23 protein-coding genes are annotated in these 22,540 nt (G+C 63.3%); 18 read left to right on the forward strand and 5 right to left on the reverse strand.

The genetic code is table 11. The features are described 5' to 3' along the window. The 5 genes from NL2_RS21490 to NL2_RS20070 all read left to right on the forward strand — a co-directional run. A partial coding sequence (locus NL2_RS21490) for a hypothetical protein (protein ID WP_169799560.1) occupies positions 1-221 on the forward strand: 221 nt, incomplete at its 5' end. A gap of 91 nt (positions 222-312) precedes the next feature. Further along, positions 313-507, forward strand: coding sequence for a helix-turn-helix domain-containing protein (locus NL2_RS21800; protein WP_369405484.1), 195 nt, complete (start codon positions 313-315; stop codon positions 505-507). Positions 508-658: 151 nt separating this feature from the next. Next, the gene (locus NL2_RS20060; RefSeq protein WP_169799561.1) at positions 659-1,093 is read left to right on the forward strand and encodes a limonene-1,2-epoxide hydrolase family protein; all 435 of its coding nucleotides are present in this window, start codon (positions 659-661) and stop codon (positions 1,091-1,093) included. Positions 1,094-1,157: 64 nt separating this feature from the next. Next, positions 1,158-1,604 (forward strand): limonene-1,2-epoxide hydrolase family protein, encoded by a 447-nt coding sequence (locus NL2_RS20065; RefSeq protein WP_169799562.1) that lies wholly within the window; start codon positions 1,158-1,160, stop codon positions 1,602-1,604. Continuing rightward, positions 1,576-1,971 (forward strand): hypothetical protein, encoded by a 396-nt coding sequence (locus tag NL2_RS20070; RefSeq protein WP_157083298.1) that lies wholly within the window; start codon positions 1,576-1,578, stop codon positions 1,969-1,971. The genes NL2_RS20065 and NL2_RS20070 overlap by 29 nt, the downstream gene beginning before the upstream one ends. A gap of 24 nt (positions 1,972-1,995) precedes the next feature. Here NL2_RS20070 and NL2_RS20075 read toward each other — a convergent pair whose 3' ends face one another. Next, entirely contained in the window at positions 1,996-2,937 is a 942-nt protein-coding gene (locus tag NL2_RS20075; protein ID WP_068078308.1) for an NADP-dependent oxidoreductase, read from the reverse strand. Positions 2,938-3,065: 128 nt separating this feature from the next. Here NL2_RS20075 and NL2_RS20080 point away from each other — a divergent pair, with 128 nt between their 5' ends. The 6 genes from NL2_RS20080 to NL2_RS20105 all read left to right on the forward strand — a co-directional run bounded on the left by NL2_RS20080 (position 3,066) and on the right by NL2_RS20105 (position 9,859). Further along, a complete protein-coding gene (locus NL2_RS20080) occupies positions 3,066-3,485 on the forward strand; it encodes a limonene-1,2-epoxide hydrolase family protein (RefSeq protein WP_068078310.1) in 420 nt (139 codons plus the stop codon). Further along, complete coding sequence (locus NL2_RS20085) at positions 3,482-4,831, forward strand: phosphotransferase (protein WP_068078313.1); 1,350 nt, start codon at positions 3,482-3,484, stop codon at positions 4,829-4,831. The genes NL2_RS20080 and NL2_RS20085 overlap by 4 nt, the downstream gene beginning before the upstream one ends. Further along, complete coding sequence (locus NL2_RS20090) at positions 4,828-5,796, forward strand: NAD(P)H-dependent flavin oxidoreductase (protein WP_218006134.1); 969 nt, start codon at positions 4,828-4,830, stop codon at positions 5,794-5,796. Before NL2_RS20085 ends, NL2_RS20090 begins: the two co-directional genes overlap by 4 nt. 216 nt (positions 5,797-6,012) lie before the next feature. Beyond that, positions 6,013-7,371 (forward strand): hypothetical protein, encoded by a 1,359-nt coding sequence (locus NL2_RS20095; RefSeq protein ID WP_068078316.1) that lies wholly within the window; start codon positions 6,013-6,015, stop codon positions 7,369-7,371. A 15-nt stretch (positions 7,372-7,386) separates the two neighbouring features. After that, positions 7,387-8,799: an acyl-CoA reductase gene (locus NL2_RS20100; protein WP_068078319.1), complete on the forward strand. Its 1,413-nt coding sequence runs from the start codon at positions 7,387-7,389 to the stop codon at positions 8,797-8,799. A 7-nt stretch (positions 8,800-8,806) separates the two neighbouring features. Beyond that, positions 8,807-9,859, forward strand: coding sequence for an aldo/keto reductase (locus NL2_RS20105; protein ID WP_068078322.1), 1,053 nt, complete (start codon positions 8,807-8,809; stop codon positions 9,857-9,859). Between the two features lie 39 nt (positions 9,860-9,898). Here NL2_RS20105 and NL2_RS20110 read toward each other — a convergent pair whose 3' ends face one another. The 3 genes from NL2_RS20110 to NL2_RS20120 form a co-directional block, all read right to left on the reverse strand. After that, entirely contained in the window at positions 9,899-11,356 is a 1,458-nt protein-coding gene (locus NL2_RS20110) for an acyl-CoA reductase (RefSeq protein ID WP_068078327.1), read from the reverse strand. Between the two features lie 10 nt (positions 11,357-11,366). Further along, positions 11,367-12,785 (reverse strand): phenylacetate--CoA ligase family protein, encoded by a 1,419-nt coding sequence (locus tag NL2_RS20115; protein ID WP_068078330.1) that lies wholly within the window; start codon positions 12,783-12,785, stop codon positions 11,367-11,369. 127 nt (positions 12,786-12,912) lie between these two features. Next, entirely contained in the window at positions 12,913-14,160 is a 1,248-nt protein-coding gene (locus tag NL2_RS20120; protein WP_245647786.1) for a helix-turn-helix transcriptional regulator, read from the reverse strand. Positions 14,161-14,440: 280 nt separating this feature from the next. Between NL2_RS20120 and NL2_RS20125 the strand changes: the two genes are divergently transcribed. Beyond that, entirely contained in the window at positions 14,441-15,559 is a 1,119-nt protein-coding gene (locus NL2_RS20125) for a tyrosine-type recombinase/integrase (protein ID WP_068078334.1), read from the forward strand. Here NL2_RS20125 and NL2_RS20130 read toward each other — a convergent pair. Continuing rightward, complete coding sequence (locus NL2_RS20130; RefSeq protein WP_068078337.1) at positions 15,549-16,088, reverse strand: NYN domain-containing protein; 540 nt, start codon at positions 16,086-16,088, stop codon at positions 15,549-15,551. The genes NL2_RS20125 and NL2_RS20130 overlap by 11 nt on opposite strands. Before the next feature lie 267 nt (positions 16,089-16,355). Between NL2_RS20130 and NL2_RS20135 the strand changes: the two genes are divergently transcribed. The 6 genes from NL2_RS20135 (at position 16,356) to NL2_RS20160 (ending at position 22,351) form a co-directional block, all read left to right on the forward strand. Beyond that, positions 16,356-16,595: a helix-turn-helix domain-containing protein gene (locus tag NL2_RS20135; RefSeq protein WP_068078365.1), complete on the forward strand. Its 240-nt coding sequence runs from the start codon at positions 16,356-16,358 to the stop codon at positions 16,593-16,595. Beyond that, on the forward strand, positions 16,592-18,847 hold the full coding sequence (locus tag NL2_RS20140; RefSeq protein ID WP_169799563.1) for a DUF5906 domain-containing protein: 2,256 nt from the start codon (positions 16,592-16,594) through the stop codon (positions 18,845-18,847). Before NL2_RS20135 ends, NL2_RS20140 begins: the two co-directional genes overlap by 4 nt. A gap of 132 nt (positions 18,848-18,979) precedes the next feature. Then, entirely contained in the window at positions 18,980-19,816 is an 837-nt protein-coding gene (locus NL2_RS20145) for a hypothetical protein (protein ID WP_068078346.1), read from the forward strand. After that, entirely contained in the window at positions 19,813-21,171 is a 1,359-nt protein-coding gene (locus NL2_RS20150) for a phage terminase large subunit (protein ID WP_068078349.1), read from the forward strand. The genes NL2_RS20145 and NL2_RS20150 overlap by 4 nt, the downstream gene beginning before the upstream one ends. 76 nt (positions 21,172-21,247) lie before the next feature. Further along, positions 21,248-21,481: a hypothetical protein gene (locus NL2_RS20155; RefSeq protein ID WP_068078352.1), complete on the forward strand. Its 234-nt coding sequence runs from the start codon at positions 21,248-21,250 to the stop codon at positions 21,479-21,481. 156 nt (positions 21,482-21,637) lie between these two features. Then, entirely contained in the window at positions 21,638-22,351 is a 714-nt protein-coding gene (locus tag NL2_RS20160) for a hypothetical protein (RefSeq protein WP_068078354.1), read from the forward strand. Positions 22,352-22,540 lie beyond the last annotated feature (189 nt).

Consider the following 22,540-nt stretch of genomic DNA (forward strand, 5'->3'; position numbering starts at 1 on the left):
GTTTGGCGCTGCCCGGTGCTGCTGATCTCACCCTTTCTCGCGCCGGGCCCGGCGCGGCGGTCGGCGCGTTCCTTCGGTTCAGCGATGCCGATGGCCGCGAGTTTCTTGCTGCCCTCCACGACGAGCATAACGCGATTGCAGCCGAGTGCTTTACCAACGGGCTGCCTGTTCTTATCGTCGCATACTTGCCCAAAAGGAAAGACAAAGCGCGACCTGCCTAAAGATGGGAACAGGGCATTATATTTTCTGCGATGACCTGCTGAAGTGCGGATGGCTCAATGGGGCGAGAACTCGAGGGCAAGAGGGTGTGGAATGGGTTGCTTGCAAAGCGAGTTGCTTCGATCTTCATCACCGGTCGCCGATCGGGTGGAAGGACACCAGCATCTGCTGATCAAGCAGGTGGCATTCGAATGCGGTTTCAGGAGTTTTGCCGCATTCGCTGCGGCGTTCCATCGCAGCACCGGCCGATCGCCGCAGGAATTCCGGTCAGCCAATTGTTGTCGATGAACTATGCAAAGCAAAGATCGGCGACCCTGCCGCATCGCACGAACGCATCTGGGATAAACAATCTGCGGTCCGGCAACGTCTCGACCATATGACGGCGATATCCGCCAACTGCTAACCCTCGCGCCAAGATCGAAACATACGGAGTGACCTCGTGGGTTTGAGAGAAGAAGCGATCGCGCTGGAATTCATCGGCTATTTTCGGGACAGCTGGCCCGATGATCTGGATGCTCCGCTGCAGCTGGTCGCGGAAGACTGCTATTATCAGAGTATCGTTCCAACCACCGATCCGATCCGGGGCAAAGCCGCGATCAAGGCCAAATGGGAGCGGATCAAGGCCGACTATGGCGACCAGCGCCACGACATGAAGGGCGTAGCGTCCAGCGACAGCCTGGTCTTTACCGAGCGGACCGACTGGTCTCACACCAACGGGAAATGGGTATCGATCCCGCTCGTCGCCGTGTTCGAGATCGGCGCGGAAGGAAAAATCGTCGCCTGGCGCGAATATCTCGATGGCGGGAATGTCGCGCGTCAGATCGGCATGAGCGTCGAGGATCTGGAGCAATCGCTCCGCTCCGAACCAACGTGATACGGGCAGCGGCCCCGATCGCGCGGGCAAGTCCCTGCATCTCCCAGGAAAATGGATATTGGCGTTGACCAGACAAGAAGAGATCGTGCTGAATTTCATCGCCGCCTACCGTGAAAGTTGGCCGGTCGATCTCGCGGCCGCGCTCCAGCCGTTGGCCGAGGACGCCTACTATCAGATCGTCGTGCCGACGATTGCCCCCGTCGTGGGTCGGGACAAGATCCTCGCCGAACATCTGCTGATGAAGCAGAAGGCCACGGAACAGCGCCATGACATGAAGTCGTGGGGATCGAACGGCAATACGGTCTTCACCGAACGCGTGGATTGGTCGCGGCGCAACGGCAAATGGTCGGCCGTGCCGCTCGTGGCCGTATTCGATCTGAACGACGCCGGTCAGATTATCGCGTGGCGCGAATATCTCGATCTGATCAATATTTCGAGGTCGCACGGCATGACCGCCGACGCGTTGATAGAGTCGCTCGACCTTGACGCCCACGCCGGACCCGGCGCCTGAACAACGCAACGCGCTTTCGCCAATAGCGGGTGTGGCTGGTTGCTCTCGCAGTACCGCTGCGCAAACGGGCCATCACGACGCCCACCGGCAGAGCGAACTGGCACAGTGCCATTTCCTGGCCGATCTCAAGCCGCTGGAGGCTGCGCTTCACGCATCCGGGGTTGCCCCGGTGCTGATCAGCCGAAGCCAGCTGCCCCCGCTCAACAGCTGGATGCACGACTTCGACAGGCCGATCACGAAGAAGGAGCGCTGCACCCTATGGATTCACAGCGTGTACCACGGCCGGGACAACGACCGTCGGGGCGCTGCCGATTTGCCGAAGATCGACGTTGCCATCACCCTGGCTGGATACTCGAAGCGGGAGTAATGGGGCGTGGGATCAGGCGGGTCCTCAATCTGCGATCTGCAGCACGATTTTCCCGCGTGCATGCCCCGTCACCACCATTTCCAGTGCAGCGCGGAATTGGTCGAGCGGATACGTTGCCGACACGATCGGCCTGACTTCACCGTCCGATACGACCTTGACCATGTCCGGGAATGCGCCGGCGCTGGCCGGCCCATTCGCGACGACACAGCGCACGCCTCTTGCCGCCCATCTTTCCGCGAAATTGCTGCCCGTTAGACCGCGCAGCGCAACATAGGTTCCACCGGGCCGGACCAGTCCGCACAGGGTTTCGGCATTGTTGCCGTCCGCAGTATCGAGCACGCCGTCGACTGGACCCGTGATGGCGAGAGGAAGGGTATAGTCATACGCTTCGGCACCAAGCTCTCGAACCATATCGAGATTGCTCGCCGACGACGTCCCGATCACACGCGCACCCCGCCACCGCGCGAGCTGGACCGCCATGCTCCCGATTCCCCCTGCGGCGCCGTTGACGAGGATCGTCTGGCCGGGCTGCAGATCCATCCCGCTCGTCATGGAAAACAGCCCGTCCCATGCGGCCATGATGACGTTTGGCAGCGACGCCGCTTCGATATGCGACAGTGTGCCAGGCTTGATGGCGGCGCGCGACGCCGGGATCGCAACAAAGTCCGCGAAAGTGCCGTCGGCATCCGCTGCGGATTGACCGAAGACTGCGTCGCCAACCGACAGCTCCTCTACCTCCGGTCCGATTGCGGCCACGATCCCCGAAAAATCCCGGCCAAGCACGGCGGGGAGGGTGAACCGGACGTAGGCGTTCACGTATCCCGACACGGCATAGCAGTCGAAAGGATTGACGCCGGCAGCATGGATGCGGACCAGAATTTCGCCGGTTCGCGGCACCGGAATTGGCATGTCTTCCAGCCGAACACCGTCAAGCCCCAGATAGTCGTGAAAGCGCACCGCCCGCATAGTCGATCTCCGGTTCGATGTGACCCGGTTTAATGCCCCCGAAGTTGCCACCCCCTGCCTTGGGGTAGGACAGCCGTTTCCGACGGAACGCATATTGTCAGTAATTAGATAGCCGGAAGGACATTCCTGTGGTTGATTTCGAGGCCATTGTTCGTGATTTCTGTGCAGCATGGGGTGAGGGCAAAGTAGAGCAGCCCGATGCCGGGCCCATCGCGGAAATGTTCGCCGTTGATGGCGAGTGGCAGCTCTGGGTGCCCGGCGGTGAGGTGATCAAGGGCCGCGAGGTCATCCGCAAGGAGATCGAGCGGCAGGCCGGATTTTCGACCTTTATGCAGTGCGGCATCGAGAAGCTGATCGTATCGGGCTCGACGGTGATGACGCAGCGTGTCGATCATTTCACGATGCGCGGAGTCCGCGTCGAGCATGCGCTGGTCGCTGTTTATGAGCTCGATGAGCACGGCAAGATCCTCAGCTGGCGTGAATACTTCGACACCGCCGACATCGGCCGGCAGCTTGGCCTGAAGACCGAAGAACTGATGGCAGGATGAGCCTATTGCGGACCGATGAGGAAACGCGGCTCGTCGCACAGATCGAGACGCTGACTCACGGCGAGGTGACCGCGATCGAGCGCCAGCCAAGATGGCGCAAGGCCTGGTACGCCACGGTGCGCCGGGAGGGTGCCGAGCTGCCGCTGTATATCCGGGGCGACAAGCAGATCGATGCGGAGCCTTATCCCGGGCTGGACCGGGAGGCGACGGTGTTGACCCTGCTGGCGAGCGGCGGGCTGCCGGTCCCGCATGTTTACGGAATGGCGCGCGACCCGATCGGAATCGTGATGGACTGGGTGCCCGGCGAGCGGGATGTCGCGGCGGCGGCCGACGATGCCCAGCGGCAGCGCGTCGCCGAGGAATATATCGAGCTGCTGGCCAGGATGCATGCGCTCGATATCGCGCCGTTTGTCGCGGCGGGGATTGAAAAGCCCGAGGGTGCGGCCGGGGTCGCGTTGTCGTATTTCAACGCGCATCTTCCGCTATACGAGCGAACGAAGCGTGGCCCGCAACCGCTTGTCGAATGGGCGTTGCGCTGGATCCAGCGCAACGTGCCGCTGCATCGCGAAGTGCCGCGGCTGATCCACGGCGATCCCGGCCAGTTCCTGTTCGAGGATGGGCGCGTCACCTGCCTCTATGATTTCGAGGCGACGCATATCGGTGATCCGATGCATGATCTGGCTGCGCTTCGCCTGCGCGCGGGGACCGAACCACTCGGGGCCGATCCCGATCACCTCGTGCGGCACTATGCCCGCATCACAGGGGTCGAGATCGATGCGGGGGTGCTCAGCTTTCACACCGCGGCTTTCATGCTGGCGGCGGTGATGTCGATGGCGGGGCCGCTGTACGATCCGAGACCGGCCGACATGCAGCTTGAGTATCAGATCTGGGACGTGATGTGCCGCCGCGCGATGCTGTGGGGAATGGCAGAGGTAATGGGGGTGGCGATCACGCCGTCGGCACCGATCGTGATGCCCGAAGGACGATCGTCCATGATCGCCAAGGTGCTCGATGCGACGATCGAGCGCATCGAGGTGACCGATCCGGTCGCGGCGGGCAACCGGCAGTCCGCGCGCGCTCTGGCGCAATGGGCGCGTGCCGAAGCGTTTGCCGGCGTCATGCACGAGGCAGGCGATCTTGATCGCGTGGCGGAGATCATCGGCTTCCGCCCGTCCACCTGGCACGATGCGGATGAAGCACTGGAGCAGTTTGTCCTGCGCGCCGGACCAGAGCACGACGCCGCGTTGTTCGCATATTTCGCGCGGCAGATTGAAGACCGGGTCGCAGTCGCGTTGCCGGTCCGCGACAGGCTGGCACATTATGCGCTGACGCCGGTACAGGTGTGAGCACGACGCCGATGAAAAGTCCGCTTCCCGCTTTCGACAATCGCATCACGCGTACGCTCGGCGTGGCGGTTCCCATCGCCAACGCGCCGATGGGGACGGTGGCGAACCCGGAACTCGTTTCGGCGGTTACCGCTGCAGGCGCGATCGGGCTGGTTCCGGGGTCTATTGGAGCCACGCGCGCTCGAGCGTTCCTGGAGAGGATGGCAGAGACGACCAATCGACCGTTCGGCGTGAACATCCCGGTCTCGTTTGCCGATCCCGGCATGGTCGATATCCTGCTCGAACACGGCGTCCGTTTCGTCACGACGTCGAGCGGTCCGGTTGCACCTTACACCGCGCGACTTCGCGAGGCGGGCGTAACGGTCTTCCACGTGGTCACCTCGCTCGAAACGGCGCAGCAGGCGGCTGACGCAGGCGTCGATGGCCTGATCGTGGAAGGGAGCGAGGGCGGTGGCTTGCGCGGTGCCACGGAAATTCCGCTGATGGTTCTGCTACCGTTGATCACGAGTCGGATCGACCTTCCGGTCATCGCTGCGGGCGGGATTGTGGACGGGGTATCGATGGCCGCGGCATTCGCCCTGGGGGCCGAGGGCGTGCAGATGGGGACACGCATGCTGGCTTCGGCCGAGGCCGGCGTCCACGCCAACCTCAAGCAAGCGGTGGTCTCTGCCTCGGAGGCGGAATCGATCATGATCAATCGCCACAATCAGCGCCCCCTTCGCGTGCTGCGCACGGCCACGACCCGGAAGTATGAGGCGCCCTCCCAGCTCGACGCGTTCCGCGATCTGATCCGCGACGTTCCCCGGCTTTACGAGGAAGGTGACATGGAGGTCGGCTTTGCCAGTGTCGGTCAGGTATCCGGTCGCATCGATCAGGTGTTACCGGCAGCCGAGGTCATCCGCCGTACCGTGGCGGAGTTCGGCGAAGTTATTGGCCGCCTGTCGCGCGATCATTTCAAGGGATAGCATCCGCCGTTCGATTGCTCGCAAGGTGACGCGATCCCGGTTGTCGCCCTGCGGCGGGGACTTTTGATCTCCGAAAAACGAGGGGCGCCGTCGTGAGCAGACGTTCCGTTCTGGCGGGACGGCGACGCTTTGTCGCTTCTGCCAAAGCAATTGCGCGGGCCATTTTGCGGCGCACCACCTATCCTTGTTGCAATCTGGTGATCGAGAGGACGATGCATGACCGCCGTTGACGAACTGATTGCCTACGCCAACACAGCCGATCCGTTTCGCAACGCGCCCGATCGCCTGGCGCAACTGCAGATGGAGGCCGTGCGCGAACGGTTTGCCGAACGGCGGCAGCAGATCAAGGTGCTGGACAAGCGGGCGAGGGAAACGGGCATCGGTTCGATCGACACGCTTGAAGATCTGGTCCCGCTGCTGTTCGCGCACACCAACTACAAAAGCTATCCCGAGGCGTTCGTCGACAACGGCCAGTGGAAGCACATGAACATGTGGCTGGGCACGCTGTCGACCTATCCTACTGGCAACATCGACGTATCGGGGGTCAACGACGTCGACGACTGGATGGATGCCTGCCACGCTGCCGGGCACTACATCTACGCCTCCAGCGGCACGTCGGGCAAATCGTCGTTCCTCAACCAGACCCTGCAGGATCGCGAACTGTGCGTGCCGGCCTGCCTTGCCGCGTTCGACCTTTCGACGCGGGGCTTCAAGCCCAACCACGACCGGTCGGTGTTCACGATGATGCCGACCAAGGGCACCCACAAGATGACCGAAGTCAGCACCCGCCACTTCGAGCGCTGGGCCGCGCCGGGTGAGCTTCACCGGCTGAGCAACGACCCGATCCGCGCGATGGATGCGATGCGCCCGGCGCAGCTTCGCCGCATGCTGGCGGCGGGCAAAGTCGGCCCGGGCGAGGTCGCGGCCTACGAAGACCGGGTTGCAGAGCGGCAGGCCCGCCGCGCGGTAGAGCTGGATGCCTGGATCGACACGCTTGCGGACCGCCGTCACCGCCCGATCTACCTGGGCGCGATGTGGGGCGTTCTGTGGCAGCTGGTCGAGGCGCTGCGCGCGCGGGGCATCGAGGATGGCGATTTTCATCCCGAGATGATCATCTCGACCGGCGGCGGCACCAAGGGCGCCAAGGTTCCGCCCGACTACCGCGAACAGGTCCTGCGCTTCTTCGGCGTGACCAGGGATCGCCTGTCGAACAGCTATGCCATGGTCGAGATGAGTGGCTTCTGCGCGCTGATCCAGCCGCATGACGTCTATGCCACGCCGCCCTGGCTGGTGCCGCTGATCCTCGACAAGGCGGGCGAGAAGCTGCTCAATCCGGCCGACGGCAAGGGCACTGTCGAGGGCCGCATGGCGTTTTTCGACGTGCTGGCCGATGGCCGCTGGGGCGGGATCATTTCCGGCGACAAGGTCGTCGTCGAATTCGGTGCGGGCCTTGATGGCGTGAAGACGCCGATCGTCCGCTCGATCAACCGCTACCAGGATCTGGATGAGGGTGAGGACAAGCTCACCTGTGCCGGGTCGATCGATTCCTACGTCCGTGGTTCGATCACGGTCTGAGCGAGGGACCATCCGATGCTGCATGAACCGGTTGAAGGCGGGCGCATTCTCGTTCCGCATGTGATCAAGGGCGAACCGATCATCGACGCGGCGGTCGAACACACGTTACGCGCCACCGGCGATGTCGTGATGACCCCGGCGATCGACCTCGATTCCCTGATCTGGTCGCGGCGGGAGCCAGGACCGGCGTTCGACACGCCGATCGCCGAGATCGTCGACTTCCTAGTCGAGGTGGGCAAGGCGCTCGATTTCGACCGCAATCCGCACCTGCAGGAAGCGGCGGTGCGCAATTTGCGCTGCAACACCCTGGGCGCGCGCATCCTGGAAAACTGCTATCGCGACATCGCAGGCTTCTTCGCGCGCGATGCGGTGGAGGCCGAGGCCGAAGGGTCGCTCGGCTCGCTCGATACCGTCGATGGCTGGAACACGCGCGTGGTGCGCGGCCAGCGGGTCGATATCCGCGCCTTCCCGCCGCGCGTGGTTCATATTCTGGCCGGCAACGCGCCGATCGTCCCGCCGATCACGATCGTGCGCGGCGCCATCAGCAAGGGCGTTCATCTGCTCAAGATGCCTTCGAACGATATGTTCACCGCGACCGCGCTGTTGCGCACGATGGCGGACGTCGGCCCCAACCACCCGGTGACCCGGTCGTTCTCCGCCGCCTACTGGCGCGGCGGCGATGCGGCGATAGAGGGCAATATCTTCCGCTCGCAGTACTATGACAAGCTGGCGGTATGGGGTGGGGACGCTGCCGTGCGCCACGCGATGAAATATGCCGCGCCCGGCTTCGAGATCATCTCGTTCGACCCCAAGGTCTCGATCTCGCTGATCGGCAACGAAGCTTTCGCCGATGCCGGGACCGTGCGCGACGTGGCTGCGCGCGGGGCGGCCGATGTCGTGGCGTTCAACCAGGATGCCTGCAGCTGCGCCCGTTTTCAGTTCGTGGAGGGCAGCGACGACGAAGTCGATGCCTATTGCGCGGCGCTGGTCGCCGAAATGGCGCGCGACAGCCACTATGGCACGGGCGAAGGCGGGCCGGTGCCACCGGCACCGGTGCTCGAGGAACTCGACATGCTGGGCCTGCTCGAACCCATTTACCGCGTGTTCGGCCAGCCCGACGGGCGCGGCATGGTGATCCGTTCGGGAGAGCCGGTGGCGTTCAACCCCGGCGGCAAGCTGGTGAATGTCGTGCAGGTCGCTTCGCTGGCTGACGCGCTGCAACACGTTACGGTCGCAACCCAGTCGGTCGGCGTCTTTCCGCCCGCCCGCATCGCCGATCTGCGTGACAGGCTGGCCGGCGCGGGGGTGCAGCGCATCGTCGGGTTGGGCAACATCAATTCCGGAAAATTCGGCGGCACGCCGCATGACGGGGGCTGGCCCGTGCATCGCATGATGCATTGGGTGATGACCGAGCATCCAGAAGGATAAGCGATCGATGACCACTGCACTTTCACTCGACAGCTACCGCCTGCTCGGCCGTTCCGGCCTGCGCGTATCGCCGCTGTCGCTCGGCACGATGACTTTCGGCGAGACATGGGGGGCGCCGGAAGATGAATCGCGGCGCATTTTCGACGCTTATGTCGATCGTGGCGGCAACTTCATCGATACCGCAGGCTATTATGCGCAAGGCCGGTCGGAGGAACTGACCGGCAAGTTCGCCGCGGCCAAGCGGGACAGGCTGGTGCTCTCGACCAAATATTCGCTGGCCGTCGGCCCGGGCGATCCGAACCGGGCCGGCAATGGCCGCAAGAGCATGATCGGGGCGGTGGAAGACAGCCTCAAGCGGCTGCAGACCGATCACATCGACCTGCTGTTCCTGCACGTCTGGGACAATTCGACCCCCGCCGACGAAATCCTGCGCGCGTTCGACGATCTCGTCCGCCACGGCAAGATCCTCTACATCGGCATTTCGGATACGCCGGCATGGCAGGTGGCGCGTCTCCAGACGATGGCCGAACTGCGCGGCTGGACCCAGCTGGCGGCGTTGCAGGTGGAGTACAGCCTGCTCGAGCGGACCACCGAGCGCGATCTCATCCCGATGGCGCAGGCGCTGGGGCTGGGCGTGATGCCGTGGTCACCGCTGAAGAACGGGCTGCTTTCGGGCAAGTATGCGACCGGCGCGGTCAATCCCGCCGATCCCGACGGCGGCCGCCGCGCGATGATGGAAGCGATTGGCTATGTGAACGAACGGACGGTCGGCATTGCCGATGCGGTCAAGCGCGTTGCCGACGCGATCGGCGCCACTTCGGCACAAGTCGCGCTCGCCTGGACGCTGGCCAATCCGGCCGTCACCGCGCCGCTGGTCGGCGCGCGCACGCTGCGCCAGCTTGAGGACAACATCGGCGCGCTGGCGGTCGAGCTCGATGCCGAGCACCTCGCCACGCTCCATGCCGCCAGCCGGATCGATGGTGGCTTCCCGCACGATTTCCTGCAGATGGATTTCATCAAGGCGGGGCTGACGGGCAGTACCAGCGTGCGCGCTCGCTGACCCCGCCTGCGGCGGGAGGTAGCCCGCACCAAGGTCCGATTATCCTGCCAGCGCCTCCAGCATGGCGCCGTCGGCGGTTTCCACGGTCACCCATTTGACCATGCGGCGGACTGGTTCGATGGCATCCTGCTTTTCCATATTGTGCTGCATCGTCGCCGCCCCGCCCAGCGACACCAGCCGCTGCGCGCCCTGGAAGGCTAGCCGGTCGCACAGCGCTTCCTTCAACGCTTCGGGGAAAATCCCGATCGTCTGGGTATATGCGTTGACCGATCGCACCGCCGTTTCGAAGGAGTCGATCGGCACGATGTTGCCGACGCGGCAGGCGAGCATGCGCGAAAAATCGACCGGATAGTCGTCCTGGCTGACGATCACGGCGCCTTCGTTGGTCTTGCCGCCATATACGCGATAGTCCTCGTCCTGCAGCCGGGCTGCGTCGATCTCGGACTTCAGCGCCTGGTCGAACGCCTTGTGCGGCGTGCTCAGGTGTGGCGGGAGCGACTGGAGCGCGGCGAACGTCAGTTCGCCCAGCCGGTTGGCCCGCGCCACGCCGTCCGCGTCGGTGCCGGATTCGACGTAAATCACGCGCGCGCTGACGCAGCCTTCCTGGTTCTGCGCGCCGACATCGAGCGCCAGCCGCCGCGCCACCGAACGCAGCGTCGCGTCGTCGGCAAAGGCTTCCCTGCCGATGATCGTGCCGCTCATCTTGGGATCCTGGGTGATCAGGTCGATGCCGGGCTGCAGGTACTTCGTGATGTGCTTGACCGAAGCGAAGCCGCCCCAGGCGATGATCTTCTCGACCCCGCGCGGATCGTAGATCGCCCGTTCGACCGCATCATCGCCGCCCTTCCAGTAGGCGACCGAGATATGCCGGGTGATCGGATGGTCGGGCGCCATTTCCACCATCGTGCACACCAGCGCGACGGCGGTGAGCGGATCGTTCGACGGCAGCTTGATGACCGCGTCCGACCGGGTGAGCGCATTGCGGATCACCGTCAGGATGCTGACGATCGGCGCGTTGCCGGCGATCACGTGGATACTGCGCGCACCGAACGCGCGAGTGCGCGCGGTCAGGCCGGGGACCATGCCCGGCCCCTGATCGACCCAGCCTTCGAGATAGTCCACGCCGCAGCTGCGCTCGACCATCGCGCGCATGCCGGCGCGGTTGAACATCGTGCCGAGCCGCGCGTAGTGGAAGCGCAGGATGCTGTCCGACAGGCCGGAAGTGATGCACGACAGGCGGAACGCCTCGCGGACGTGCGGGTTCGTGTCGAAATCGAGCCGCGTCCCCAGTTCAACCAGGTAATCGAGAATTTGCTCGAAGCTGAGTGTATAAAGGTCCGCCATGTGCGACGGCGTGCGCAGCGTCAGCTTGCCGACGTGCCGGGCGATGTCCGGGGCACGGAAGCTAACACCGCCGCGCCGACCGCCGTGTTCCACCGCGGCATCGTCGATGATTTCGCCGCGGATGATCAGCGGAACGCGGAATTCGTCTGGCACCGCCGCCCCCTTACATCGACAGTTCGGCGAGGAATTCGAGCGCGCGGTCATGCGCCTCGGGCGCGCCCGCGCAGACGATGCGGTCATCGCCGCCCTCGGCCTCGCTGTAGCGCCGGATTTCCGGATGGACGTAAGGCCCGGTCCGGCCGCAGGCGCATGTCGTTTCCCAGCCCGACATCCGCACTTCGTCGCCGGTGATCAGGCCCGCCCAATACGTGTTGGGCATCAGGTCCAGCCCGGCAAAGCGACCCACGGTGCCGTCCTTGCGCGGCAGGGGTACGCCGGTCTGCGGATCAAGCAGGAACGGCACGATGACCGGCGGCACGTGATAGTGGTCGTACTCGCACTTGATGCACAGGCCCATCATCTCGCTGGTGGCGTACATCTCGTAGAAGTTGGTGAAGCCCAGGAACTCCAGCACCTGGTCGCGCCAGTTGTCGGGCATGTCCTTGCCCTTCTTGCCGCCGCCGGTCAGCAGGACGCTGTCGGGACCGAAGATGTTCTTGATGCCGCGCTTCAGGCCTTCCTCGGCCCAGTCGAACAGGATCGCCCACATCGCGGTGACGTAGACGTCCTTGCCGCCGAAGCGCCGCTGGGCCTCTTCGAAGAAGTGGCGGACGTCCTCGGGCCGGCGCTGTTCGAGTTCCAGCAGCGATTCGCGGCGATCGAGCAGGATCTGCGGAATATCCCCGATGCCGGCCTCCCCGCGCGCCTCGGCCGCGCGCAGGCGACCGGCGAGTGAGGCGACGTCGGCGCTGAAACGGGCGTCGGGATACATGAACAGCGCGTTGTCCTCGCCGCCCGCGTAAAGATCGACCTGGATACCGTTGCCGCGCTGCGCTGCCGCCGCGCCATAGCGGTAGCCGGGTATGATGATCGGCATCTTGTCCTTCAGGATGTCCGGTCCGCTGCCATGCCCCCACCAGTCGCGGATGATCGTTGCCGAATGGACGATCGTCTGGCGCCACTGTTCCTTGGTACGCGGCACGAACGAGAGCTTGCCGGTGGTGCCCGAGGTATGGGCGACGGTCAGCGGCGTTTCTGCGTCGAGCAGGTCCAGCCAGTCGTCGATCGATTCGATACCGGTGGCGTCGATGTTGCTGATGTCGGTGGTGGTCAGCCCGCCCAGCCACTTCGTCAGCTTGTCGAACCGCGCGCGTTCCAGGTAGCTCAGCGGATAGGATTTGTAGACAGTGTGCGGGAACAGCAGCGGTGCAATGTCGTCGATCGTCTCGATCGCCTCGATGCCCTGCTCGCGTGCCAGTTTGTCGAGCACGGACAGGCCGGGCCGCAGTCCGATGAACCGCTTGCGCGCGCCTTCCAGGTGCAACTGCCCGATCTGTTCGATCGTCAGCGTGAAGGCTTGGTCATAGGGGGCATCGTGGAAGGACGTGGGGTCCTTAAGCAGCCGCTTGAAATAGTCGCTCATGATGTTTTTCCGCAAAAACTGTCGCCGGCCAAGTGTGGCGTCGGCGATGCGGCGGGTAAATGCGGGCAACCGCTGTCAGAGCGACCGACTATCGCCCAACCGCCAGAAAACGCCGGTAAGGCTGTCGCTAGTACCCGCCATACAGCATTTCCTCGCGGAAGCGGCGGGGGCTGAGGCCGGTAGCCTTGCGGAACGCGGCGCTGAACGCGGCGGCGCTCTGAAAGCCGCAGTTGCCGGCCACCACCTTGATCATGGCGTTTTCCTCCGCCAGCTCGCGCTTGGCCTGCGCGATCCGGGCGTCGGCAATGTAGCTGCTGATCGTGGTGCCGACCGTGTTCTTGAAGGTGCGCATCAGGTGGCGCGAACTGAGCCCGCATTCCTGCGCCAGGTCGACGATGGAAAGCGGTCCGGCCAGTCCGGCCTCGATCCGTTCCTTCAACCGGCGCAGGCGCCAGTCGGCCATGCGCGCGTTGATGCTTTCGTCGGGTTTCTGCGCGGTCTGGAGATAGCGGCACAAGTCGATCACCAGCGACAGGGCAATCGTCTCGACCATCATGTCCTGCGCGAACCCGGGGTTGCGCACTTCGTCGACCAGCCGGGCCAGGCCCTGCCGCACCCAGGGTGCCCGCACGTCGAAGCAATGGGGTAACGAGGTGGTCAATCCCTCGCTCTCGAACAGGGTCTCGGCGGCGGCGCTTTCGAATGTCAGGCTCAGCACCCGGTATTCGCTGGGCTCGCACAGCGCCTGGAACTCGGCCCCCTTGGGCAGATAGGCGATTTCCCCAAAAGGAGGCGCGTTGCCGCGGCCATCGGACGACAGCCGGGCACCCCGCGCCCGCGGGCCGAGCGAATAGTCGAGATAGTGGCTGTCCACCTCGAACCGGGCAAGGCAGCGGCGCTCCCACGCGAAGTGGCGGATGTCGGTTCGTATGCCATTGGTGACGATGCTGTTTTCCAGATGGAAATAAGACGCCGTGACAGGCTGGCAGGCAAGACGATCGCCTGCGGACGGCGTCATGAGATACGCATCTGCCATTGCCTCTCCCCTCGCGGTTTGGGCCGCGTCGAATATCGCAATGGTCCACCATCGCGACGCGTGTGTCGAGTCCCGTTGCTGCGCGGCGCGGCGCGGCGCGAGATCGGCTGCGGCGATCGTGGGCGATCGATCCGATGTGAGTCCTTTGCCCCGGGACCGGTCATTCGGTTCGTCAGGAAGGCGGTAAATGCAAAGCGGCTCTCGGTGAGCCTCTTCGGTGCCGGAAGCGACAGCAATCACGCAATTGCGGCGACGCCATTTAGCGCAGCCGGGCCTCGGCTTGACGGCCTCGCCGTTGCTGCCCGTCCGCAAACGACCAAGAGCAGCGTGACTACGCACCAAGAATTGCTACCCAATCCCACGGCGCGTGGTTGCTATGTGGTTGCGGCCAATAGACTCAACATAATCCTGGCAGCATAAGTCATTGAAAACATGGTGCCGGCTGCAGGAATCGAACCCGCGACCCCCTGATTACAAACTCGAGAATCTGAGGTAAATCAAGGGAAATCAGGGGTTATATTGGTTCGCAGAGGCTGAATTACACGACATTTAGGTCAACCTGAGCCGCTCAGAGAGGGCGCGTTTTCGGTGCTCAGGCCGGTACTTTTCGGAGACCTAAATGGCTATCATCAATTTGACCGAAGCCCGCATTCGCGAGCTTCCCTTGGGATCAGGCATCCACCGCGACGAACAAGTGAAGGGGCTGATGGTGGTCTGCCACCAGTCAACCAGGACTTTCGCCGTCCAAGGCGACGTTCGCCGAAATGGCCGCCACGTCCGGACGGTACGGGTCAAGATTGACCGCTGCGACCGTATCGGACTTCGTGAAGCCCGGAATCGGGCCAAGGCCTTGATGAGCCAGATACAGTCGGGCATCGACCCCACAGCTGGCCCTGCCGAAAGCGGCATCACGCTCCAGCAGGCGCTCGAAGCGCACCTGTCGGAACGGACTTATAGCCCGCGGACGGTGGAGGGCTACAACTACCATCTGGACAACTACCTCACGAAATTCCGTAAGCGGGCCGTGACCGACATCACCCGGCAGGAAGTGCGCGACCTTTTCGATACGCTCAAACGGAAGAACGGTGAGACGACAGCCGGAAGCGTGATGCGCACCCTTCGGGCAGCGATAAACACGGCTATGAGGCTCGACGAGACTATCGGAGGCAATCCGGTCGCCGCGCTGCGCGTTCCCACTCCGAAGCGCCGAGAGGTCGATGTGCTCGACTTGAAAGCATGGTGGGCCGATGTGGAAGAGCTGTCTCCCATTCGCCGCGATCTGCACATTGCTATGATGCTGACCGGTGCGCGGCGTTCGTCATTGCTCCTGGTGCTGCGGGATGACGTGGATATTGAACGGGGAATCCTGACGTTCCGGCACATGAAGGTCGGCGGGCAGATGATGTTCCCGATGGGCAAAGCTTTGACCGCCCGACTCAAGGACCGGCTCGCTGCGGACGTGCCGCTCAATAGCGAATGGCTGTGGCCATCGGCGACAAGCGCATCCGGCCATATCGAGGAACCCAAGGAAGCCGGGCTTCCCAGCCCGCACGAGTATCGCCATCACGCCCGCACGCTGTTCATCGCCAGCGGCGTTCCCTATGCCGAAAGTGCGCTGCTGCTGGGGCAAAAACTGCCGGGCGCGTCAGGTGGCTATGTTCACGCCGAGCACCTGGTGGAACATCTGCGGCGGCACGCGCAGGCACTGGAAGACTTTGTCGTCGCGACTAAGGCCTGAGCGCGTCCAGATGAGGGTTCAGGGAAATGAAGTTCGAGCATGCCTCTCGAAGTTCTTTCCCTGCGTGATCCCAAAACACAACATCGACCTGAAACCCATCCTTGATGAGGTTTTCAATCGCAGGGACATAGTCAATATCACCAGAGACAATCGTGAAAACATCACCTTGCTTGGCATTTCGGTATGCGTCGCGGGTCAGTTCCGCCACGATGCCTGTGTCGATTTTCTTTTCCTTGTTCGATGCGTTGCGATCATGCGTGATGACCTCAAAGCCGGCACGTTTGGCGAATTCCCAAATCGCGTCGTTCTCCGGTGGCCTTGACCCAAACAGCATGGCCCGCGACGTATCCTTGGGGTCGTTGCCCGCAACAAACGTGTATAGTTTGCCGAAGCTCATGCGGTACGTGTTGTCCAGGATGCGATTTGCCATCGCATCCCATATATCCAGCGCCATCCCCTGCCGAACGGCGCTGACCCGCTTCCCCTCAATGAAGACATTCGAATTATCGACGTAAATCCAGTCCGCCATGCATAATCTCCATGTCTTGCGAGGGTCATCTCGGTTTGGCGACGAGAGCGGCTAATTTCAAGGCGAAGTGCGCACGATAGTTTTGTTGATAGCTGATTCATCATGCCGGGGTTAGCAAGCCCCAGCCGCGCGATTCGGGACACCCCTGCGAAGGGGTAGCGCGGGCGGTTCTGACCGATACGCTCCCATAATCATAGCTAGTGCATACAAAGTCATCGGTCATTCCCATCAACTGCCGCCTGCGGGCGGCCGTGGAGAATGATCCATATGCAAGACAACCTTGAACAGGTTGTCGAGCGTGCCGTTCGGCGCGCGCTCGACAACTCGACACAATCACCCTGGAAGGACAGCGAGCAGGCGGCAGGATACCTGTCATGCTCGGCGGGAACGCTCAAGACATGGCGGTCGCGGGGCGAAGGCCCAGCCTATCACGTCATCCAGGAAAAGCTGATCCGGTATCACGTCAGCGATCTCGACGCCTTCGTGCGCGGGGAGGTGGCGCGATGAGCGGCAAGCCCGAAGCATTCGCCCCAGGGCAGCTCGACGCCTTCAAGGGTCAGCAGTTCGCCCTCATACCGCTACACAAGCCCGACGATAGGCGTGACGGGAAGCCGGTGGGCAAAGCGCCCCTAAAAACGAACTGGCGAATTGCCGCGCCGATGTCTGTGGATGAGGCCAAGGCCCATATGGAAGTCCGCGGCGGCAATGTCGGCGTCCGTTTGGCGCGCAATCAACTCGTCGTCGATGTCGATCCCCGAAACTTCGCGGAAGGCGAGAACTCGCTGGAGAAGTTGCAGAATAGCCTTGGCCTCGATTTCGACAACTTCCCGGTGGTCGAAACCGGCGGCGGCGGTTGGCACTTCTACATGCTGAAGCCGGTCGAGGCCGAAGTCGTGGGCCAACTCCGAGACTTCCCCGGCGTGGAGTTCAAGTCCGAAGGCAGGCAGGTGGTCGGGCCGGGTTCGATCCATCCCGATACCAAGCGGGCATACCGATGGGATGCCCTTTCCGTGCCCCTGTCCGAGATAGGCGAAGCGCCGGGAGCATTGCTGGCAGCAATCGCCAGGTCGGCTGCGACCGAAGGGCAGACAGACGCTGGCGTTCGCAGCCCCGAAGTGCTGAGCCAGCTTTTGGCGTTGCTCGATGTGGGCGAATTTGCCGACAACAATACCTGGCTCAAGATCATGATGGCCAGCCACCACGCGACAGCGGGTGCAGGTCGGCATGAGTTCATCGAATGGTCCGTCAGCGACCCGGCCTATGCGCACGATGCCGATGCAATCGGGCGCAGGTGGGACAGCCTGAAGTCGGACGGCGCGGCGGCGGTCACGGGGGCTACGCTGTTCAAGGCCATCAGGGATGCAGGCCATGGCGATGCGCTCAATGCCATCATCGCCAGCGATGACTTTGCCGACATTGTGGAAGACAGCCCCCCGTCGCGCCCGGTGCCTCCCAAGCTTACCGAGGTGAATGCCAGGCATTTCACCGTGCTGACAGCGGGCAAGTATCTGGTGGGCCGGGAGTCGGTCTGCCCGCATTTCGGGCATGTCGTGGTGGAATGGTTCCCCGATGTGGCGGTGCAAAAGCATCTCAATGCCAGCACGGTGACGCTGGAGGACGGCGCGCGGCGACCGCTGGGCACATGGTGGATCAAGCACGAAGGCAGGCGGCAGTACGATGGCGTGGTGTTCGATCCTACGCCAGGTGCCAAGCATCCGGGCCTCTACAACTTGTGGCGCGGTTGGTCGGTCACGCCGGTCAGGGGCGACTGGTCGCTGATGCAGCGATTGCTGCGCGATGTCCTGTGCGCAGGCGATCAGGCCAGCTTCGAATATGTGCTCAAGTGGGCGGCTTACATGGTGCAGCATCCCAACTCGCCTGCCGAGGTGGCGCTTGTGTTCAAGGGCAGGAAGGGCATCGGCAAGGGCACATTTTTGCGCGCCTTGAAGGACTTGGCAGGTCAACATGGCCGCCAGGTGGCCCAGGCCGATCACTTCACCGGCAAGTTCAACGAGCATCTGGCCGATACAATCCTGCTGTTCGTGGACGAAGGGCTGTGGGCAGGCGACCGCAAGCTGGAAGGGGCGCTCAAGAACCTCATTACCGAGCCGGTGCTGACGTTCGAGGGCAAACATAAGCCAGTGGTGAGTGGCCCGAACAGGCTCCATGTCGTGATCGCATCGAACGAAGATTGGGTGGTGCCGGCCTCGGACGACGAGCGGCGCTTCGCGGTATTCGAAGCGGACTCCGAGGCGCACCGAAATCTGCCGCCGGGCTTTTTCAATGACCTGCGGCGCCAGATGGAAAGCGGTGGCCTAGCGGCCATGTTGTTCGATCTGGCCGAAATGCCTCTCGCCGGTTGGCATCCCAGGTCCGACATCCCGATCACGCGCGCGTTGACGGAGCAGAAGGTCCAGAGCTTCCGCAGCGACCCCATCGCCTTCTGGTGGTATCGCGCCTTGGAGGATGGCTGTTTGCCCGTTGGCGGTGCCTGGAGTGACGCCCTGGACATCGACAGCGAGGGCAAGGGCGGTCTGGTCCATGCCGTGCAGCATCAGGCCGCAGTGATGAAGAAGCGGGCTGAGTTCACCAAGACAGCCCTGGCGCGGTTCCTTGGCAAGGTCGGCGTGGACGTTGCAGCAAGAGACCGAAAGGGCGGGAAGGTCTGGCGCATCCCGGCCTTGCCCGATGCCCGAGCAGCCTTCGAAGCCTGGGTGGGCGGCCCGATCGGATGGGATGAGGGGGACGAGCAGGCATAGCCGTATACTTCGGGCGCTTTTGACAGCGAAATCGGCGATGTTTCTTCTGTCGTGATTGCGTTCATGCCCGAAGTAGCAATCGGAAATCCTGATAAATTAATCTGAAAGTGTAAAAAGCGTCAGAAGTGTCAAATGCACAAAGTCACCAGGCGCTGGGGATTGCACGCCCTCCAGCGCCTGGTGATCCAATCGGTTCACGATGAGAAAGACACCCTGCGGCGAAGCGGGCGGGAAGCCATCGGCCCCATGTCTTTCATGCCCAGGAACCGCGGCAATACCGCGGCCAGTGATGGCGTCCCGAGGCGCAGAAGCCGCGACAATAAAAAGGAACCGCTGCCGGTGGTGTCCCACCCCTGGTTCGCCGCGCGGCGCACCGCCCATCCGCCAGACCCACTGATTGAATATCAGGTCATCGGCGCAGAAAAGGATAATAAGATTATGCCTTTGAGTGGCAATGATCCTGAAAAGCACAGCGCCGAGCACCGTTTGGTTGAGCAGGAAGACCTGCCCCGCAGCGAAGTGGGGGCCTATCTCCCCACCCGGGCCTGTTCCGGTTTGGCCCCCGACCCGCGTTCGGATCGCAGAAAGTACCTCGTCCCAGACCAGCACGTCGACAAGGTCATCGACGCTTGCCGCCGTGGTGTTTCCGAAGTCCGTATCGCCCGATCCCTAGGGATCAACTACCGCACGTGGATGCGGGTGCGCGATGAAGACGAACGCGTCGCCAGTGCGCTTTCGGAAAGTCGCCAGGTGGAGGAGGACGAGCTTGTCGCCCTCTTGCTCGACAAGGCCCGAGACGGTGAAACGACCTCGCTGATCTTCGCGCTCAAGTCTCGGCATGGCTATCGCGACCAAGGCGCGCCGCAGGCCGCCGCCGATGCCCGCGTTAACGTGGTTATCAATCTGCCAGCCGCATCGGCGTCGGCGGAGGAATACGCCCGCACCATAGACGGAAGCGTGGTGCCATGACGGGCGAAGTCATCGAGCCAACGCCCTATCAGGCGCGGGTTCTCAGCGTGCCCGAGAACATGGACCTGTTTCTCGGCGGCGGACGCGGCGGCGGCAAGAGCCATTGCAAGGCCCTGCTGATCCTGCGGCATGTCGAGCAATACCGGGAACGTGCGCGCGTCCTGTATGTCCGCAAGACCTACAAGGGCCTGTCCGATTTCGAGCTGGTGCTTCGGCAACTGTTCTCGGCGGCCTACGGCTCGGCATCATCCTACAATGCGTCCGAGCACGTTTTTCGGCTGCCCTATGGATACGTCGAGCTTGCCCAGGTCGATTCCTTCGCCGCCTACGACAAGGTCCAGGGCCGCAGCTTCACGCTGATCCTGGTCGATGAAATCACCCAATGGGCGACGCCGCAGGTGGTGGACTTGCTTCGCTCCAACCTGCGCGGGCCGAAGGACATTCCGTTGCGCACGGTGTTCGCAGGTAACCCCGGTGGCGTAGGCCACCAGTGGGTCGCCTCCCGCTATGTCCTGTCGGCGCGGGCGTGGGCGCCGTTCCAGACGAACGCCGGTCGGCCTTGCGTCCACGCGCCGAGCACCTTCCTTGACAATCCGCACCTCGATAGTGCCGACTACCGGCAACAGCTTCTCGCGGCCTGTGCGGGCGACGAGGAATTGTTCCGGGCATGGACCGAGGGCGATTGGGCGGTGGCGCGCGGCGCGTTCTTCGCCGGGTGCCTCTCGCCCGAGCGGTGCGCGGTCGATCGTTGGAAGGCGGTGCCATACGGCTGGACGACATTCCTTGCCCATGACTTCGGTTCTTCCTCGCCTTCCGCCACATACCTGTTCGCACGGTCACCCGGCTCGGCTGGCCCCGATGGGCATTTCTACCCGCGCGGCAGTCTGGTCGCGCTCGACGAACTGGCCACGGCCAGACCGAACCGGCCCACCGAAGGGCTCGGCTGGACGGTTCCGCGCCTTGCCGAAGCGATCCGCGACATGACCGCACGATGGACGGTCCGACCGACCGGGGTTGCCGATGATGCGATCTTTGCACGGGCGCGCGGCCACAACGCGGCGACTATCGCGGACGAGTTCAGCCGGTCGGGCGTGATGTTCCATCCGGCCGGGAAGGGTTCCCGCAAAGCCGGGTGGGAACGGATGCGCACCTTGCTGTCTCAGGCCGGTAGCCCGGACAGACCCGGCCTCTACATAAGCCGAGCCTGCGATTATGCGTGGGACACCTTGCCAGTCCTGCCGCGCGACCCTCGCGACATCGAGGATGTGGACAGCAGCGCCGCCGACCATGCCGCCGATGCGCTACGCTATGGCGTCATCTGGCAACGGCCCTCGGTGACTCAGCGGCCTTGGTAAGCGAGCCGCGAAGTGTTGGTATGATTCCCGCTTGGATGCTGCGAATCGGTCGCCCCTTTTCAGATAGGAGGCAATAATGACCAAACTCGCAGTTACCGCCCGCAAGGGCGACATAGCCATGTTTTCCCGCAAGGCATCGTGCGGCGAAATCCCCGACGAAGCCGTCGCCCCGCTAGCCCTGGTGTTCGCCGCTACCCGCAAGGCACAAACTCTGATCGGTCCCGGCCATTCGCCGCTCGATGCGTTCATGGCAGCGTTGCCCCAGGAGTACGTCAGGAACTGGCTGCGAACGCGCGGCGCCAAAGCCTGACAGGGGAAACGCCGGTCAGCGACCGGGCGAGAACATCGCATTGTAGCACCGACACCTGATTGCAGGTGTCGGTGCCGCGATGGCGGCGAACCGCGGTGTTCCGCCCATGTTCGCAACGTCCCCGCAGCGCGTGATGCATTGCCAGACGAGGTGACCATGATTCAGAATGAAAAGCTGTCGGCCATTTGGGCTTCCGCGACGGAAGTCCTCGAACGCCATCAACAGATGAAGCAACTCCAGGAACGCCAGCAGGCACTGCTCGGCTCGATCGACGGGCGTGTACAGGCCAAGCGGGCCGAACTGGACAACTCGCTCGGCGATCTGACGAACGCCGAGCGCCTTTCCGTTGCCAGCCGGGTAACCGGCGCGTTCCGGCGCGAACTGCTCGACGGCAGCGACAAGGCGCGCACCGAAATCCTGCGCAGCGCCGTCCGCCACATGGACGAGATCAAGGCCATCGCGGCGCACTATCAGTCCGCCATGCAGATGCTGATGCGCGAGAGTCTCGGATCGCAGCGCCGCAGCTTCATCGCCACCCAAATCGAAAATTCCGGTCCGGTCGAGTTGGCGTCGCTCGCCTCGTTCGCCGTCGCTACCCGCGACATGGAACTGGGCGCGGCGCTCTGCGCCCGCAATTCCGGCATCAAGGCCACCATGCGGTCGTTCAGCTCGTCCGAACTGGCCCAGGGCTTGGTTGGGCAAGAGTTCGAGCGCGTCACGGTCGCTATTGCAGAAATCGACCTGATCGGACGCGAAATCATCAACGCCGACCGGGTGTTCCTGACCCGGAGACCCAATCCTGACGCGAAGATGAGCGCCGCGCTGACCCGCGCGGCCCTGCCGAGCATCGATCCCGCAACCGCAGAATGAAGGAGACGCCGATGTCGATCTATATCCCCGAAGGAACTTGCCGATTTGCCCACGAGCACCGGTTGAAGGAGGCGTTGGATGGCATCGGCTTCCTAACCGAACGCGATCTGATCGATCTAATGGGCGGCGATAGCCGCCTTTGCGACGAGCATGACTTAAATCTCGCCAGGGCCGATCTACGCGCCATGG

It is taken from the genome of Novosphingobium lentum NBRC 107847 (genome assembly GCF_001590965.1).
Lineage (GTDB): Bacteria > Pseudomonadota > Alphaproteobacteria > Sphingomonadales > Sphingomonadaceae > Novosphingobium > Novosphingobium lentum.

Excerpts from the sequence above, each read along its gene's own strand:
- NL2_RS21800 (WP_369405484.1), top strand. The coding sequence starts at position 313 with ATGGGTTGCTTGCAAAGCGAGTTGCTTCGATCTTCATCACCGGTCGCC.
- NL2_RS20075 (WP_068078308.1), bottom strand. The coding sequence starts at position 2,937 with ATGCGGGCGGTGCGCTTTCACGACTATCTGGGGCTTGACGGTGTTCGG.
- NL2_RS20085 (WP_068078313.1), top strand. The coding sequence starts at position 3,482 with ATGAGCCTATTGCGGACCGATGAGGAAACGCGGCTCGTCGCACAGATC.
- NL2_RS20095 (WP_068078316.1), top strand. The coding sequence starts at position 6,013 with ATGACCGCCGTTGACGAACTGATTGCCTACGCCAACACAGCCGATCCG.
- NL2_RS20100 (WP_068078319.1), top strand. The coding sequence starts at position 7,387 with ATGCTGCATGAACCGGTTGAAGGCGGGCGCATTCTCGTTCCGCATGTG.
- NL2_RS20105 (WP_068078322.1), top strand. The coding sequence starts at position 8,807 with ATGACCACTGCACTTTCACTCGACAGCTACCGCCTGCTCGGCCGTTCC.
- NL2_RS20115 (WP_068078330.1), bottom strand. The coding sequence starts at position 12,785 with ATGAGCGACTATTTCAAGCGGCTGCTTAAGGACCCCACGTCCTTCCAC.
- NL2_RS20125 (WP_068078334.1), top strand. The coding sequence starts at position 14,441 with ATGGCTATCATCAATTTGACCGAAGCCCGCATTCGCGAGCTTCCCTTG.
- NL2_RS20130 (WP_068078337.1), bottom strand. The coding sequence starts at position 16,088 with ATGGCGGACTGGATTTACGTCGATAATTCGAATGTCTTCATTGAGGGG.
- NL2_RS20135 (WP_068078365.1), top strand. The coding sequence starts at position 16,356 with ATGCAAGACAACCTTGAACAGGTTGTCGAGCGTGCCGTTCGGCGCGCG.
- NL2_RS20140 (WP_169799563.1), top strand. The coding sequence starts at position 16,592 with ATGAGCGGCAAGCCCGAAGCATTCGCCCCAGGGCAGCTCGACGCCTTC.
- NL2_RS20145 (WP_068078346.1), top strand. The coding sequence starts at position 18,980 with ATGCACAAAGTCACCAGGCGCTGGGGATTGCACGCCCTCCAGCGCCTG.
- NL2_RS20150 (WP_068078349.1), top strand. The coding sequence starts at position 19,813 with ATGACGGGCGAAGTCATCGAGCCAACGCCCTATCAGGCGCGGGTTCTC.
- NL2_RS20155 (WP_068078352.1), top strand. The coding sequence starts at position 21,248 with ATGACCAAACTCGCAGTTACCGCCCGCAAGGGCGACATAGCCATGTTT.
- NL2_RS20160 (WP_068078354.1), top strand. The coding sequence starts at position 21,638 with ATGATTCAGAATGAAAAGCTGTCGGCCATTTGGGCTTCCGCGACGGAA.